Genomic DNA, 14,221 nt, shown 5'->3' on the forward strand with positions numbered 1-14,221 from the left:
CGCCCTTAAGCAGCCGTCGAGGCTCCCAGGTACTTGTCGTAGCCCTCGGCTTCAAGTTCATCGGCCAGTTCGGGCCCACCTTCTTTGCTGATACGCCCGTCCACGAAGACATGAACGAAATCGGGGTGCACGTAACGCAGAATCCGTGAGTAGTGGGTAATCAGCAAGATTCCGGTATTGGCGGCCTCATGCACCCGGTTGATGCCTTCAGAAACAATCTTGAGAGCATCAATGTCCAAACCGGAATCTGTTTCGTCCAAAATCGCGAACTGCGGTGCTAACAGCTGCATTTGCAGAATTTCCAGGCGTTTCTTTTCCCCGCCGGAAAAGCCCGCGTTCAAATCCCGGCTGGCAAACTCTTTCTCCATCTTAAAGTCGTCAAAAGCCCCGTTGACTTCTTTCATCCATTGACGCAGCGACGGAGCTTGTCCCGCCACCGAAGTTTTTGCGGTGCGCAAGAAGTTCGACACGCTCACCCCGGGGACCTCGACCGGGTACTGCATCGCCAGGAACAACCCCGCCCGAGCGCGCTCGTCCACACTCATCTCCAGAATGTTCTTGCCGTCCAGCAGGGCTTCACCGCCAGTGACCTCATACTTCGGGTGTCCCGCCAGGACATAGCTCAGAGTCGATTTGCCCGAACCATTGGGTCCCATAATGGCGTGTACTTCGCCGGAGTTTATGGTCAGGTTTACACCTTTCAAAATCTTTTTCGGCCCTTCCGGGGTCTCCACCTGGGCTTTTAGGTTCTTTACTTCCAACACTGACACTGTTTTCTCCTGTTTCCTTTTTCCATTCCGAGCTGCTCGGCGCGTTTCCCCGCGCTGAAACCGGCTGAGTTACGCGCTCACATCCACAGCGACGAAGCTGTCGGCAATTTTGACTGGGTAAATCTTAAGGGGGTCGTAGGCCGGCGACTGTGGCTCGCCGGTTTCCAAATCGAACTGTGCCCCGTGCGCAGCACATTCCACGCAGCCGTCCTCAATGATGCCGTCCACCATGGAGAACCCGGCGTGCGGACATTCCTTTGCCATCGCGTGAAAATCTCCCTCATCGCTGCGCAAAACCACGATTTCAACGCCTTCCACAGTGACTTCTTTGCCAGTTCCCGGCTCGATTTCATCGATACTGCCAACTTTGGTAAAACTCATTGCAAACTCCCTGCACTAAGGTGACTATCTACGGTTTCCAACACGTAGTCAGTCAATTCCGGTACTTCTAACTTATTCAATAATTCCGCATAGAACGCGCGCACCACCAGTCGTTTGGCGTTGACTGCATCGATACCACGGCTTTGCAGATAGAACAGCTGTTCATCATCAAATCTGCCGGTCGCCGAGGCATGTCCAGCACCTTCGATTTCACCATTGTGAATCTCTAGGTTCGGCACAGAATCCACACGAGGTCCCTTGCCCAGCACCAGGTTTCGGTTCAGTTCGTAGGAATCCGTCCCGAAAGCCTGCGGCCCGATACCAACGTCACCGACCCACACAGCGCGTGCTTCCTGACCTTGCAATGCACCCTTGTAGGTCACTCGGGACTTCGATTTTTGCCCCGTGTGCTCGATAAACAGCCGGTGTTCCTGATGCTTTCCCGTGTTGGTAAAGTACAGTCCCAGCAGGTTCAAATCGCTGCGTTCTGCAGGGAGATTCACTCCCATCGTGATGCGAACTGAATTGCCTCCCAAGGTGACGTTGGCATGCTTGACACTGGCGTTCTGACCCAGAGTCATCTGTTGAGTTGCCACGTGCACCGCGGTGTCGTCCCAGGCCTGCAGGCTGACTACGTCCAGTTTCGCGCCCGGCTCCGCTTTCACTTCCAACGTCTCATTCAGGCAACCACCACCGCGATGACGCAGCAAGATGGTAGCTTGAGACGCTTTTTCCGCATGTATCCGCACGTGACCGACCGTATCTGGCTCCTCAGCGGTGACGTCAATCCAGACCGGTCGACTCACCGTGCCGGTAACCGCCACATCTAGAGTCTCGGAAATATTATTCCAGCCAACCACTCCAGCACGGTCGAAAGGTGCTCCGGCTAGGGGCGACAACTCCGCCACTGCGGACAGTTTCAGGGTCAGATTTACCTCAGGCTGGACTGGTTCGTCGGTACGCAAAGCCACACCGTCCACCGCAAACTTGGCGCTACCGCCCTGGAGAGATTCTTCCAGTAAGCTGGAGAACCGCGATAATGGGGTGAAGCGCCAGGCTTCTTCCCGCCCGGTCGGCATCGGAAAATCCCCTACGGAAGTAGAGGTCAGTCGGGTTGGGGCCGGAGCGGCTTGCGCGCCGCCTGTTGGTACAGTAACTTCAGTCATTTAGCCCACCGACCCTTCCATCTGCAGTTCGATTAGTCGATTCAGTTCCAAGGCGTATTCCATCGGAAGCTCCTTGGCGATTGGCTCAACGAAACCGCGTACGATGGTCGCCATCGCTTCCGTTTCGGTGAGCCCCCGGCTCATCAGGTAGAACAGTTGATCCTCGGACACTTTGGAAACAGTTGCCTCGTGACCCATTTCGACCTCGTCATTGCGCACGTCCACATAAGGATAGGTGTCAGAGCGCGAAATGGTGTCCACCAGCAGGGCGTCGCACAGCACGTTGGACTTGGAACCGATGGCGTTTTCGGCAATGTCGACCAAGCCCCGGTATGAGGAACGTCCGCCTTGCCGCGAGATGGATTTGCTGACAATGTGCGAAGAGGTATGCGGGGCTCGGTGCAGCATTTTTGCACCGGTGTCCTGATGCTGCCCCTTGCCGGCAAAAGCAATGGACAATGTCTCGCCGTGGGCGTGCTCGCCCAGCAGGTATACCGAGGGGTACTTCATGTTGATGCGCGAGCCGATGTTGCCGTCAATCCATTCCATCGTGGCGCCCTCCTCGCAGAAGGCACGTTGGGTCACCAGGTTCAACACGTTATTCGACCAGTTTTGGATGGTCGTGTAACGCACCCGGGCGTTCTTTTTCACAAATATTTCCACGATGGCGGCGTGCAAAGAATCCGACTGGTAAATCGGGGCGGTGCAGCCTTCTACATAGTGTACGTAGGAGTCTTCGTCAGCAATGATTAGGGTTCGTTCAAACTGACCCATGCTCTCCGTGTTGATGCGGAAGTAGGCCTGCAGGGGGACCGTACACTGCACACCTTTGGGAACATAGATAAATGAACCACCGGACCACACGGCAGTATTCAGGGCAGCGAACTTGTTGTCCCCCGCCGGTACGGCCTGCCCAAAGTATTCCTGGAACAGTTCGGGGTATTCTTTCAGTCCCGTGTCGGTGTCTAAAAAGACCACGCCCTGTTTCTCAAGATCCTCGCGGATTTGGTGATAGACGACTTCCGATTCGTACTGAGCGGCCACCCCGTCCACCAGGCGTTGCCGCTCCGCTTCGGGAATTCCCAGACGATCATAGGTCTGTTTGATGTCTTCGGGCAGGTCGTCCCAGGATTGGGCGACCTTGTCGGCAGCCCGCACGAAGTACTTAAACTCATCAAAGTCCAGGAAGTTCAAATCTGGACCCCAGTCCGGAATGGGTTTGCGCTGAAAAATCTTGAGGGCTTTCAACCTCAGTTTCAGCATCCATTCCGGCTCATCTTTCATCTCGGAGATGTAGCGCACCACGTCCTCATCCAAGCCGCGTTTCGCGGCTTGTCCGGCGGCATCGGAGTCATGCCAGCCGAATTCGTACTTATCGGAAATAGACTCGATAATCTCATCATCCGCGCGCTTTTTCTGATCTGACTCAGTCAGAGCATCGCTCATCTCTATCCTTTCATTTGAGGTTTTCTCTAAGTCTAGGTAGCCCTGTCGGGTCCTGATTTTTAGAAGTCGCCGGGAGACTGTCTCACTGATTTATTCCCCCCGACTTCGCTTCCCTCCGTTCAACACATTAATGCTGCTCAGAGCCCCATTTTTGCGCAAGGTTAGCGGCACACAGGTGGTGCAGGCATGGTCCCCCTCCGCAAGGGTGGCGAGGCGCTGCACATGGGTATCGAGCAACCGGGAGAAGGCTTGCGTTTCTGCCTCACACAGCTTTGGATAGGACTTGGCGACGTCCTGTACCGGGCAGGATCCTTGACACAGCTGCAGTGCCAGCCCGTGCGCGGTTTGTCGAACGGTTGCCGCGTAACCGTCCTGTGCCAGCGCATCCGCCAAGGCCACGACCCGGGCTTGCGGGTCATCTCCGGCGGCGTGAACTACCGGAGCATAGCGGCGTTCGACCTCTCGCGAATGCCGATTAGCAAAGTCTTCAATAGCTTGGTCGCCGGCGACTTGCTGCAGGTAGTCCAGCGCCTTGTTTGCCATCTGTGAGTACCCATCCGGCAGCGTGGCGCGTCCGGCATCAGTCGCCACATAGTGACGTGCCGGACGCCCGCGGCCGCGAATCTTGCCGGTCGATTCAAGGTTCTCAATCTGCCCACTCTCCTCTAGATAGATGAGGTGGCGACGAACTGCCGCTGGGGTAAGTTTGAGGATGTTAGCCAGGACAGAAGCAGTAATGGGACCCTTTTCAATGATTAGATCCAGTACGACTTGACGGGTGCCCTGATCATCCACGATTGCTGGCATCCCGCTCCTCCTTCGTTAAAATCTTTACATCAACGATGACTTTCCTAAATCTAGCATATTTTCCCAAGCTAGTCATTGCTTAAAACCTGCCAAAATAAGCCAAACTGCGGTTTTACTGGGAAAATTTGCGCAACATCAGTGTGCCAAAAATCAGTTTGCAGCCAGGCCGGCTCAGCGACGGCCGGCGGAAACCCCCGCAACATCTATACGGGGCTGCGAGCGAATCTATTCCGAAGAAGTTTTTCGAAACCACGGAGCTGACACCGGACGCAAAGAAACCGGGGAGACGTCGGGCAATCCCAGCGCCAGCGCAGTAGCCAACACTCCGACAACCGCGGAAGGATTGTGCATCTGTCCAGCAAAAATCGCCACCACTGCCTGCCGCAACCCTACCCAGCGCCGCGCCATAAACGCTTCTTCGGCTTCACGCTGAAAACTGCGCTCCGAGGCAGGAATCGGGGTTAAATCGCGAGCCAAGTACACCCGCAGCGCTTCGGAAGACCCGCCCGGCGTGGTGAAATAATCCACCAGCACGTCCCAGCGAGTAGCTTTCAAGTCGGCTTCTTCCTCCAGCTCCCGCTGCGCCGCACGCAGCGGATTTTCCCCGGCAATGTCCAATAATCCCGCGGGAATCTCCCACAAGGTCGCTCCCACCGGGTGACGGTATTGGTTGATTAGCAGCACTTCGGGCTCACCCGAAGCGCTCGCCTCACCTTCCCGCAGCGGAACGATGGCGACCGCCCCCGGATGCTTCACAAAATCTCGTGTTGCCACCCCATCGCCATAGCGAACCCGTTCAGTGAGCATGGAAAAAACTTTGCCCCTAAACACTTCCAGAGAATCCACCACGGGAAATTCAGTTCGTTCATCCTCCGGTGGTTCCAAGTACGGTGGGGTATCGCTCATTTTTGTTCTCCTGTTTGTAATATCGGGCTGCTCTTGGTTGTTCGCTGGTTTTGTCCCGCCAGGGAGCGCCGATAAAATCCCAGCCATTCGTTGGCGACCTGGTCATTGGTCGGCCAGGTGGTGGCGCGATGCCGGGCGGACTCCTGTTTTTCGTACCAGATGCTGGGGTTGGCCAGTAGTTTCGTGATGGCTTGAGCTGTCGCCTCGGCATCGTCTGTGTCCACCACGAGGCTGCCGATTCCGAGGTCTGAATCGTGGGACTGTCCCGCAATCTGTTCTCCTCCGACCAGGTTCTCGCCCTGTTGACTGTCCATCGCTACCCCCGCAGGCAGCAAAATGTCTCGCAATTTCCCGACCGGGGCAGCCACAATCGGCAGCCCCAAGCTCATGGCTTCTTGGGCAATGAAACCCCGCGACTCCCATTCAGAAGTAATGACCAATACACTCGCGGCTTGTAACCAGGCGTCCAGGGACTTGCGCCACCCCAGGAAAGAGACCTGCGCATCGCTACCATAGGAGCGTAGACCCGCTAACAGTTGGGGATCTCCATCCCCGATAACCACCCCGGTGGCTGGATAAGTCACCCGCTGCATAGCGCGAACAAACCGGTCAAAACGTTTCTCTTGCTCAATCGGACCAATCCCCAGCACCAGTTGGCCACGGTTGCGCAGCCGTTCCGCGGCCGCCAGCTTGGCCCAGTTGCCCACCCGCTCCTTACGATTGAGCATTCCGGTTTGCAAGAGTTTCTCTACCCTGGGGCTGACCAGGAAAGATACCGCTGAGTCCGTATCCGCCGATGATTGTCGGTCAATCTTTGCGGTCAGGCGTAACGAAGAGCCCGAAATGAGCGAAGCGCGGTTATCCATCCACCGAAAGAGTAGCTGGCGCCAGAACGTATCGCGGCGTTCATCGTTCAGTTCGTACAGCGATACTAAAAGCGGCGGAGTATTGGGGACGAACATGGTCAGTACCAGGACATACAGCGCCGCCTTCAGCCCGTGAACGTGAATGACATCAGAGTTTTTCAGCACGTCTTGCGCCCGGCGCAACCGCCGCAGATTCGTACCCATCAGGAACAGTCTGCGCGGTTTCACAATCCACAGCGGCAGAACATTCTTGAGACGATACAGCTTGGCGCTGGTGGGTTCGGCAATAATCTGAACATCGTGGCCTTTCGCCGCCAAAGTGCTCGATAGCGATGCCACGAAAGTTCCCATCGAGTGCGAGGCTTTGCCCATCACCATGGTTATTTTCACGATTCGCCTTCTTCCAAACGTTCTGTTTCAGGTTCTGCCGGGAGAGGATTCTGCGAGGGTAGGTTTTCCCCAAGGTCCTCAGTCGTTTCAACAGTTTCGGGAGCACGACGGGCCGCGCGGGTTTGTTTCCAAAACGGAGTGGCAATGATTTTTAATCCCGGTAAGGCGCAGGCTACCGTCACCAGACCAGCCCCGAGAGTCGCCCACAGCACCCCCACAGGCAACTCTAGGGAATTGACCCCCGCATACGCTAGGCGCCCCAAGACTCCGCCTAGGGCTGCCCCGGGAACAGCAATCAACAGGGCTTTCAATACCTGAACCGGGGAACCAACCTGAAGGCGACCCCACACAATCAGCAGGTAGACCCCGGCCGCGCTCATGCCCAAGGCATTGCCGACACCCAGAGCAATGAGCGTGGCGACACCGTTACCGCGCGAAGGAGCCAAAACGAGAATCAGCAGCCACCCACTCACGGCGGCAATCCCCCACCCTAGCAGCGCTGCGAAAAAAGAATGCCGCGCCCGGTTGACGGCGATAAACACTCGTGACAGGTGATAGAGCAGGGCGTAGCCCACCAGGGCGGGAGCCATCGCCACGACCGCCATTTCCAGTCCCGGAATGGGACGGTTCCACGCAAAAATGGCTGCCATACCGGGCGCCACCGCAATCAGACCAGCGACTCCCAACAGAGACAGACCGGCAATCAACGCGGTGGAACTGGTGGCCAACTCCCCCGCTTTTGCCGTCTGCCCGGCCGCAAAACGCCTGGTCATCAGGGGAAACACGACTGTCGCTACCGGGAAGGTGAACAGTGCGTAGGGCAGCAGGTAGATAGCTTGGGAATACTGAAAAACGTTGATAGTGCCTTCCACCCCACCCCACCGGGTCAGGAACAGCGTGGCGAGCATATAACCTTGGGCAGCCAGCAGCGCTCCGATGCCGTAGGCTCCCAAAGCGAGAGCCTGACGGAATTTCTCCCGCGGCATTTTCCACACGAACTTGAGGCGCACCCCCACGTTCCAGACGGGAATAAAAAGCGGAACGCTCAGCACCAGCACCCCCGCGGTAGTTCCCCAAGCCAGGGCGACGATAGCGGTGTATGCGGTCGGGTTGGAGCCACTGAGAGCGCCGTAGGCAGCATAAGCGACGATGGTGACGATGGAGGATAACGCCGGCATCAGGGCAGGCCACGCAAAGCGATGGTGGGCTTGCAGGATTCCTCCCAGCACCACGGCTATTCCGTAGAGCGGAATCTGCAGAGCAAAAACCCGCAGGAAATACGCGGTCAGTACATTTTGGGTAGTGATGTCGGAGCCCACTGAAACGGGTAGCACCGCGGCGATGGGTTCGGCTGCCACGAAAACCAGCAAACCCAGTGGAACCAGCAGGGTCAATGTCCAGGTAAACAGCGCTGAGGCGAGACGGTTCACTTCGTCTTTCAGCGAGCCGGCAATGGCTTGAGCCAACAGGGGGATGGTGATGGAAGCCAACGCTCCCCCAACCACGACTTCAAAAATCACGTTGGGGATTTGGTTCGCTGAAGCGTAGGCGTTGCCGACTGTACCCGCTCCGACCCAAGTGGCTTGGGCCAGCCATCGGCCGAAACCGAAGATTCTGGAGATTAGCGTCATCACCGCTACGGTCCCGGCCGCCCCCGCTAAGGCCGCCACCGGGTTCGTGACAGTTTGCTCACGCTTGCTCAAATCGACTAACGCACCTTTCAAGCTGTTTTACGTAACGCGCCGTTTTCCCGCTGCCGCTATGCGGGCAGACGCCCCCAGTTGTCCCCGGCTTTCAACACCGGGTGGCTGTCGATGACTTTCGAGAAACTGATTTTTTCACTAGCCAGGGTCAGGGCGGCGATTACAGCCAAGGTCACGAGGTTGGTGCGGGTCGTTCTTCCTTGCGCCCAGGTGGCTCCCAAGGCTGCTCCCAACGCGTTGGCGCCCGTGTCGCCCAGCATGGTGACTTCGCGCAGGTCTAGAGGCAGGGCCGCGGCTATAACGGCACAGTTCGTTGCCGCCATACGCCGACGCGTGCAGTAGCATCCGCTGGGTGCGGGTAAAAATCCTGCTGCGCCCCCCAACAGCGCGACTTTGAGGGCTCGACCCGGTCTGAGATCCAGCAGATTAATCAGGTTTGCGCTCCCGGCAATGACTCCGGCCTGAATCATCCAGCCCCAAATATCGCGACGAGGTCGAGCTGCCACAGCTCCCGTAGCCATCAGGGCCAGCATTTTAACCAGGCCGGGACTTAACCGGCCCTCCTTCAAAGCCCCGATATGACCGTGCAAACCTTTCGTAGATTTATTGGTGGTGTCACTGTCTGACATGTCGTCAAAGAACCCTGCTGCACCACTGCCAGCTGCGGCCACGGCGACCCGCAACGCCGCACGATTACCCCGTCCCGAAATAATCTGAGCCACTGGCAACAGGACGCCGACTGCTGTCCCACCCCACAGGCTCACTTTCCGGCCGTGAAAATTCGTGCGCTGGAAGTTAATCTGCATAACTCGCCTTCCGGTTTAGTTCCTGGACTGCTTGACCGGTGCTCACTGCGGTGCCGGTGCCGCGGGCGCCTCAGCCGGAGCAGGTGGAGCGGACACTTCCGTAAAGGGCGGAACCAGCGCGGAGGCATTCTGTTCGCTCCCCCAGGCTCCGACGGTGCCATTCATGCGGGCCACCAAAGCAAAAGGTAGGGAAAGGAGCGAAGTTTTCGTACCGATGCTATCCACCGTGGGAACGGGGTTTCCACCCGACCGCACCTTGGTCAACAGGTCATTCTCACCCTGCGCCGAACCGTAAAGAACCACTCCCGAGGCGAACGTGTTGAGAGTTTGAGCGAACTCTATGAGGTTCTTGGTCCGTTTTTCCAAGGCTTTCAGCTGTTTATCGTTCTGTGATTCCAGCGGTCTGGAGCCCACAATAATCGCGGCGCGAGCCGGCTGGGATGCCGGATTAGCGACTTGGATGAGGGGGGTTTCTTCCACCGTCAGGATTCCCGAAAGCGAATCGTTTTGGCCGTTGAAAATCAACTGACCGATAGCGGCGGCCAGGGTGGATTCCGGGGTGGTGGCGCGGGTGGTATCGCTCAGATACTGCCTAATTTGACCGGAAAGCGCCTCCCGGTAAGCCTGCTTTGCGGGCGAAAAAAAGTTGTCTTGCAGGTTAATCTGAGCGTTGATAGCGCCACCCGCCGCGGTGACGATTTCACTCACGGCCTTCACATCTTCGGCTTCAGCGTCGGGCAACACCACCAGGGCGATCTCCGTGCCTTGCAGGAACCCGTTGAATATCCGCGGCGCGAACTGTTCCACCGTCTGGTCTTGCACATTGATTTGAGACTGGGCCTGGGTCAGTTGCTCATTGAGTTGGTTGCGATCTTCACGAAGCTTGTCAACCTGGCCAGTCAAAGTATCCCCGATGGGATCAGCCAGCGGACCGGCGCCGAGGATAATTCCCACCGCCAGAGCCAAGAAAACCGCCACCAGGGAAACCAGGTGATACCGAAAATCAATCATAAGTTTTCTTCCAATCTAACTTTCACAAATTCGCCGTTAACCAATCAAGCCCCTCAGGCCATGCCACCAGGCATCCATATTCGCAGCTACCAATCCTATGAAGGTCTGTCCACCGGTAGTTGAACCCAGTGCCGCCAGCATTGCCAGCAAACCTGCCACAACCAATAAGCCCATCTGCCAGTTCGTAATCCGGGGACGGTAAAGTTTGGAAACGCCCTTGGCATCGATGAGTTTGCTGCCGACTTTCAGGCGAGTCAAGAACGTTGAGGACATTCCGGCACGCCCTTTATCCAAAAATTCCACCAAGGTAGCATGTGTCCCCAGGGCAACGATGAGTTCCGCGCCTTTCTCATCAGCTAACAGCATCGTGATGTCCTCGGACGTGCCCGCCGCAGGGAATACCACGTGGTCCACCCCGAGTTCCTGCACCCTGGACAAGCCGGGAGCTTTCCCATTGGGATAGGCATGTACCACGATTTCCGCCCCGCAAGTCAATGCCTTATCGGTCACGGAGTCCATATCGCCCACCACCAGGTCAGGCTTCAAACCGTTCTCTAACAGCGCATCCGCTCCGCCGTCCACCCCAATCAGGATGGGACGATACTCGCGAATGTAAGGCTTGAGCATCAGCAGGTCTTCTTTGTAGTTGTAGCCCCGCACCACCATCAAAACCTGGCGTCCGGTAAAGTTCGTCCGCAAATCCGGCACACCCACAGAATCAAGAATCAAATCCCGTTCTTTTTTCAGGTATTCCATAGTGTTGGCGGTGAAAGCCTCAATCTGCACTCCCAGGGAGGCCTTCGCTGCCTCCATATTGGCGGCGTTCGTTTCTTCGGTTTGCCGCACCCCTTCCGCAACAAGTTTCCCGCCACAAAATACCTGGTTATCCCGGATTTCGACCCGTTGGCCTTCCTTCAGGCTCATAATGTCGGAACCCAAATCGTCAATGAGGGGAATCCCCGCCTCGATGAGGACTTTTGGTCCTTGATTGGGGTAGCGTCCAGAGGTGGACTTTTCCGCGTTCAGTACTGCGGCAGGTTCGATTGCTTTCAGCGACTCCGCCGCGACCCAGTCCAAATCCTGGTGCGAGATAACGGCGACTTCCCCGGCACCCAGGCGTTTTGTCAGGTTTTTGGTACGCGTATCGATGCGCACCAGACCGCCCAGGCTAGCTCCTGTCTTTTGATTACGTTTTCGGCGAAACACTGCCATCATGACTCCGATTGTCCCACACGAGCCAGTTCGATTAACTCATCGGCGTGCGCAAGCGCCGTTTTTGTGAGCTTCGTCCCGGAAATCATCCGCGCCAGCTCCTCGCGCCGTGATTCCTGATCCAAAACTGTAATCTGGCTCTGTCCGCCGCTCTTAGTGATTTGTACCTGGCAGTCTCCAAATGCCGCTACCTGCGCCAGGTGGGTTACCACAATGACCTGGTAGTCCTTAGCCAGACGCGACAGTCGCCGCCCAACCTCGATGCCAGCTTGCCCGCCAATCCCCGCATCGACTTCGTCGAATACGAAAGTGCCGCGTGCCTCGGTGTTTTGCGAGTTCTGGAGGGTTTGACCGGTTTGGGATAACCGAGAGCCTCTGCCCGCCAAGGTCACTTCCAGAGCCAGCATGATACGGGAAAGCTCCCCACCGGAGGCCGCGCTGGATAAGGCCAGCACGGGGGCTTTCGGGTGGGGACACAGCATGAACTCAATGCGGTCGGCTCCGTGGGCGCCCGGCTCCCCCTGACGAACCTCCACGGTGACCCGCGTGTCCTTCATATCCAGATCCACCAGTTCCGCATTGATCGCCTTGCTGAGCGCACGCGCTGTCTTTTCGCGAGCCTCATGCAGTTTTGCCCCCGCCTGTTCTACGGTCTGCGCCGCGGATTCCATCTCGAGGCGAAGTTGCTCTAAATGCTCCGTACCGCCCTGCAAACCCTGCAGTTCCGTAGCGGTATCTCGCCAGGCCGTGCCTAAGTTTTCCGGTTCCACTCCCAAACGCAAACTCAAATCGGTAAACGTGGCCCGCCGGCTTAACGCCTCCTGGAGCGCCTCAGGGTCAGCGTTCAAATCTTGCAGATAAACCCCCAGCTCGCGGGCCGCATCATCGAGAGCATAACCGGCCCCGCTCACGCTTTGCGCAACCTCTTGCAAGCTCGGGTCCTCTTCCGTCGCCCGCTGTAGAGCCCGGGTGGCCACGGCAACCAAATCGGTGGCTGCCGGAGTGGAATCCGCCTCATTTTCAATCGCCCCCAGCGCCGCCGCGACGTTTTCACGCAAACTTTCCACGTTGGACAGTTTCGCGACGCTGGCGCTAAGTTCCGTGAATTCACCGTCCTCAGGGCGGAGACTGTCGAACTCTTCACAAAATCGTTCCAGCACTTCGCGGCGGTGTTCGCGCTTTTCAGCACTGGTTTCCCATTCGGTAAAAGCCTTTTGGGCGAGGCTCAAAGCCTCCCAATCCTGAAGGTATTGCTCCAAAGCCCGCTGATGGGCGGCGTCTCCATAAGCATCCAAAGCATCGCGCTGGGCTCGCTCGGTGCGCAACCGCCCCTGCGCGGCTTGACCGTGAACCGACACCAAGCTAGCACCGAACTCCCCCAAAATAGCGGCAGGAACCGTGCGTCCTCCCAGGTGAGCCTTGGAACGAGAATCTAGAGGCACCACTCTTGACACCTCGGCGACGCCGTCCTCAACCACCCCACCGGCTTCTTCCACGACCGACCTGGCCGCACCATCCACCAGGAAACTGCCTTCCACCACGGCTTTTTGGGCCCCGTGAGAAACCAGCGCAGGCTCAACTTTCGCCCCCAGCAACCAGTCCAACGAGGTCAGCAGCATGGTCTTGCCAGCCCCGGTCTCGCCGGTAATGACGGTAAACCCCGGACCAAACTCCAAGGCAACGGAGTTAATCGTCCCCAAATTCTCAATCCGCAGCGATTCCAGCATTAGCGACCTCGCCACCCTCCCACGGGCAAACCAAACTTTTTCACCAACCGAGCCGAGAACGGCAGGGATACTAACCGCGCCAGCTGCATATCCGTGGCGGACTTGGTGACCCGAATAGAGGAACCCAACGGCGCGGGCAAAATACGTCTCCCATCAGCCCAGACTTCGCAGTCTTGCACCTGTTGAGGCAGAACTTGAATCTCTAGCACCGATGACGGCCCCAGCACCAGGGAACGGGTAAACAAGCCGTGAGCAGCCAGCGGGGACAGCACCAAGGCTTGCACATCGGGCCACACCACCGGGCCGCCAACCGAAAAGTTATAGGCGGTAGATCCGGTAGGAGTCGACACAATCAAACCGTCCGCGCCGTACTCGGAAACCGCTTCCCCATCGACACCAAAAGCCAAAAGTGCGGGGTGGCCTTTATCGGTGCTCAACACCGCGATGTCATTGGCGGCCCATTCTGATTGCACCGAACCGTCAGGGTGACGCACTTCCACGTCAATACACATTCGGCGTTCTACCTGGTAGTCGCCGCGCACCACCCGCTCGCACAGTTCACCGAGTTCTTCTTCCTCTGCTTCGGCGAGGAACCCGACGTGCCCCAAATTCACTCCGATGACCGGAACGCCTTGACGATGGGCGATATTAGCGGCCTCCAAAATGGTTCCGTCCCCACCTAGCACAATGATGAGGTCAATCGGTTCCGAACTCGTCCGGTCCACCACGGTGATTCCGGCATTTTCCAGGTATCCGCGGACACTGGCCGCCGCCACGATAGCGGGCTGGCGGTAATGGTGGTGAAACACCATAATGGTTCGTTTTTTATTCACCGGACTGGGCCTTTCGTGCATATTTCTGGACCAACTGCGGGCTGGGAGGTTGGTATTCACAAGTGGGCGCGGCCTCGCTGGCCCCGCAGCAATCTGCGTATCCCCCCATGTCCTGACACGTGTCATCCCAGTTTTGCGGCTGCTCCGGCGACTCGCCACCCGGCTTGCCCCGAACTTCCTGTTCCATAACTTTCCCT

At 57.4% G+C, this 14,221-nt stretch carries 14 protein-coding genes; all 14 read right to left on the minus strand.

Features of this window, described 5'->3' with window-relative positions:
* Window positions 1-5: 5 nt before the first annotated feature.
* Entirely contained in the window at window positions 6-770 is a 765-nt protein-coding gene (gene sufC, locus Q0V70_RS03800) for a Fe-S cluster assembly ATPase SufC (RefSeq protein ID WP_297588535.1), read from the minus strand.
* Window positions 771-839: 69 nt separating this feature from the next.
* Complete coding sequence (locus Q0V70_RS03805) at window positions 840-1,151, minus strand: Rieske 2Fe-2S domain-containing protein (RefSeq protein ID WP_297588537.1); 312 nt, start codon at window positions 1,149-1,151, stop codon at window positions 840-842.
* Window positions 1,148-2,317: a Fe-S cluster assembly protein SufD gene (gene sufD / locus Q0V70_RS03810; protein WP_297588540.1), complete on the minus strand. Its 1,170-nt coding sequence runs from the start codon at window positions 2,315-2,317 to the stop codon at window positions 1,148-1,150. The genes Q0V70_RS03805 and sufD overlap by 4 nt, the downstream gene beginning before the upstream one ends.
* Entirely contained in the window at window positions 2,318-3,763 is a 1,446-nt protein-coding gene (sufB, locus tag Q0V70_RS03815; protein WP_297588542.1) for a Fe-S cluster assembly protein SufB, read from the minus strand.
* 90 nt (window positions 3,764-3,853) lie between these two features.
* Window positions 3,854-4,570, minus strand: coding sequence for a metalloregulator ArsR/SmtB family transcription factor (locus Q0V70_RS03820; RefSeq protein ID WP_297346931.1), 717 nt, complete (start codon window positions 4,568-4,570; stop codon window positions 3,854-3,856).
* A gap of 225 nt (window positions 4,571-4,795) precedes the next feature.
* On the minus strand, window positions 4,796-5,476 hold the full coding sequence (locus tag Q0V70_RS03825) for an NUDIX hydrolase (protein WP_297588544.1): 681 nt from the start codon (window positions 5,474-5,476) through the stop codon (window positions 4,796-4,798).
* Complete coding sequence (locus Q0V70_RS03830; RefSeq protein ID WP_297588546.1) at window positions 5,473-6,732, minus strand: glycosyltransferase family 4 protein; 1,260 nt, start codon at window positions 6,730-6,732, stop codon at window positions 5,473-5,475. Before Q0V70_RS03830 ends, Q0V70_RS03825 begins: the two co-directional genes overlap by 4 nt.
* Window positions 6,729-8,435, minus strand: a complete 1,707-nt coding sequence (locus Q0V70_RS03835) for a murein biosynthesis integral membrane protein MurJ (RefSeq protein WP_297588548.1) — start codon at window positions 8,433-8,435, stop codon at window positions 6,729-6,731. The genes Q0V70_RS03830 and Q0V70_RS03835 overlap by 4 nt, the downstream gene beginning before the upstream one ends.
* Before the next feature lie 56 nt (window positions 8,436-8,491).
* Window positions 8,492-9,241, minus strand: a complete 750-nt coding sequence (locus Q0V70_RS03840) for a beta-carotene 15,15'-monooxygenase (RefSeq protein WP_297588551.1) — start codon at window positions 9,239-9,241, stop codon at window positions 8,492-8,494.
* Between the two features lie 42 nt (window positions 9,242-9,283).
* A complete protein-coding gene (locus tag Q0V70_RS03845) occupies window positions 9,284-10,252 on the minus strand; it encodes a copper transporter (protein WP_297588554.1) in 969 nt (322 codons plus the stop codon).
* A 36-nt stretch (window positions 10,253-10,288) separates the two neighbouring features.
* Window positions 10,289-11,467, minus strand: a complete 1,179-nt coding sequence (steA, locus tag Q0V70_RS03850) for a putative cytokinetic ring protein SteA (protein WP_297588556.1) — start codon at window positions 11,465-11,467, stop codon at window positions 10,289-10,291.
* Complete coding sequence (gene recN / locus Q0V70_RS03855; RefSeq protein WP_297588558.1) at window positions 11,464-13,191, minus strand: DNA repair protein RecN; 1,728 nt, start codon at window positions 13,189-13,191, stop codon at window positions 11,464-11,466. Before recN ends, steA begins: the two co-directional genes overlap by 4 nt.
* Window positions 13,191-14,045 (minus strand): NAD kinase, encoded by an 855-nt coding sequence (locus tag Q0V70_RS03860; RefSeq protein WP_297588560.1) that lies wholly within the window; start codon window positions 14,043-14,045, stop codon window positions 13,191-13,193. The genes recN and Q0V70_RS03860 overlap by 1 nt, the downstream gene beginning before the upstream one ends.
* Window positions 14,017-14,211 (minus strand): trehalose phosphatase, encoded by a 195-nt coding sequence (locus Q0V70_RS03865; protein WP_295027185.1) that lies wholly within the window; start codon window positions 14,209-14,211, stop codon window positions 14,017-14,019. Before Q0V70_RS03865 ends, Q0V70_RS03860 begins: the two co-directional genes overlap by 29 nt.
* Window positions 14,212-14,221: the final 10 nt, after the last annotated feature.

The organism is uncultured Mobiluncus sp., assembly GCF_947087965.1.
Lineage (GTDB): Bacteria > Actinomycetota > Actinomycetes > Actinomycetales > Actinomycetaceae > Mobiluncus.

Excerpts from the sequence above, each read along its gene's own strand:
- Q0V70_RS03820 (WP_297346931.1), bottom strand. The coding sequence starts at position 4,570 with ATGCCAGCAATCGTGGATGATCAGGGCACCCGTCAAGTCGTACTGGAT.
- Q0V70_RS03845 (WP_297588554.1), bottom strand. The coding sequence starts at position 10,252 with ATGATTGATTTTCGGTATCACCTGGTTTCCCTGGTGGCGGTTTTCTTG.
- steA (WP_297588556.1), bottom strand. The coding sequence starts at position 11,467 with ATGATGGCAGTGTTTCGCCGAAAACGTAATCAAAAGACAGGAGCTAGC.
- sufB (WP_297588542.1), bottom strand. The coding sequence starts at position 3,763 with ATGAGCGATGCTCTGACTGAGTCAGATCAGAAAAAGCGCGCGGATGAT.
- Q0V70_RS03865 (WP_295027185.1), bottom strand. The coding sequence starts at position 14,211 with ATGGAACAGGAAGTTCGGGGCAAGCCGGGTGGCGAGTCGCCGGAGCAG.
- Q0V70_RS03825 (WP_297588544.1), bottom strand. The coding sequence starts at position 5,476 with ATGAGCGATACCCCACCGTACTTGGAACCACCGGAGGATGAACGAACT.
- Q0V70_RS03805 (WP_297588537.1), bottom strand. The coding sequence starts at position 1,151 with ATGAGTTTTACCAAAGTTGGCAGTATCGATGAAATCGAGCCGGGAACT.
- Q0V70_RS03860 (WP_297588560.1), bottom strand. The coding sequence starts at position 14,045 with ATGCACGAAAGGCCCAGTCCGGTGAATAAAAAACGAACCATTATGGTG.
- sufD (WP_297588540.1), bottom strand. The coding sequence starts at position 2,317 with ATGACTGAAGTTACTGTACCAACAGGCGGCGCGCAAGCCGCTCCGGCC.
- recN (WP_297588558.1), bottom strand. The coding sequence starts at position 13,191 with ATGCTGGAATCGCTGCGGATTGAGAATTTGGGGACGATTAACTCCGTT.
- Q0V70_RS03840 (WP_297588551.1), bottom strand. The coding sequence starts at position 9,241 with ATGCAGATTAACTTCCAGCGCACGAATTTTCACGGCCGGAAAGTGAGC.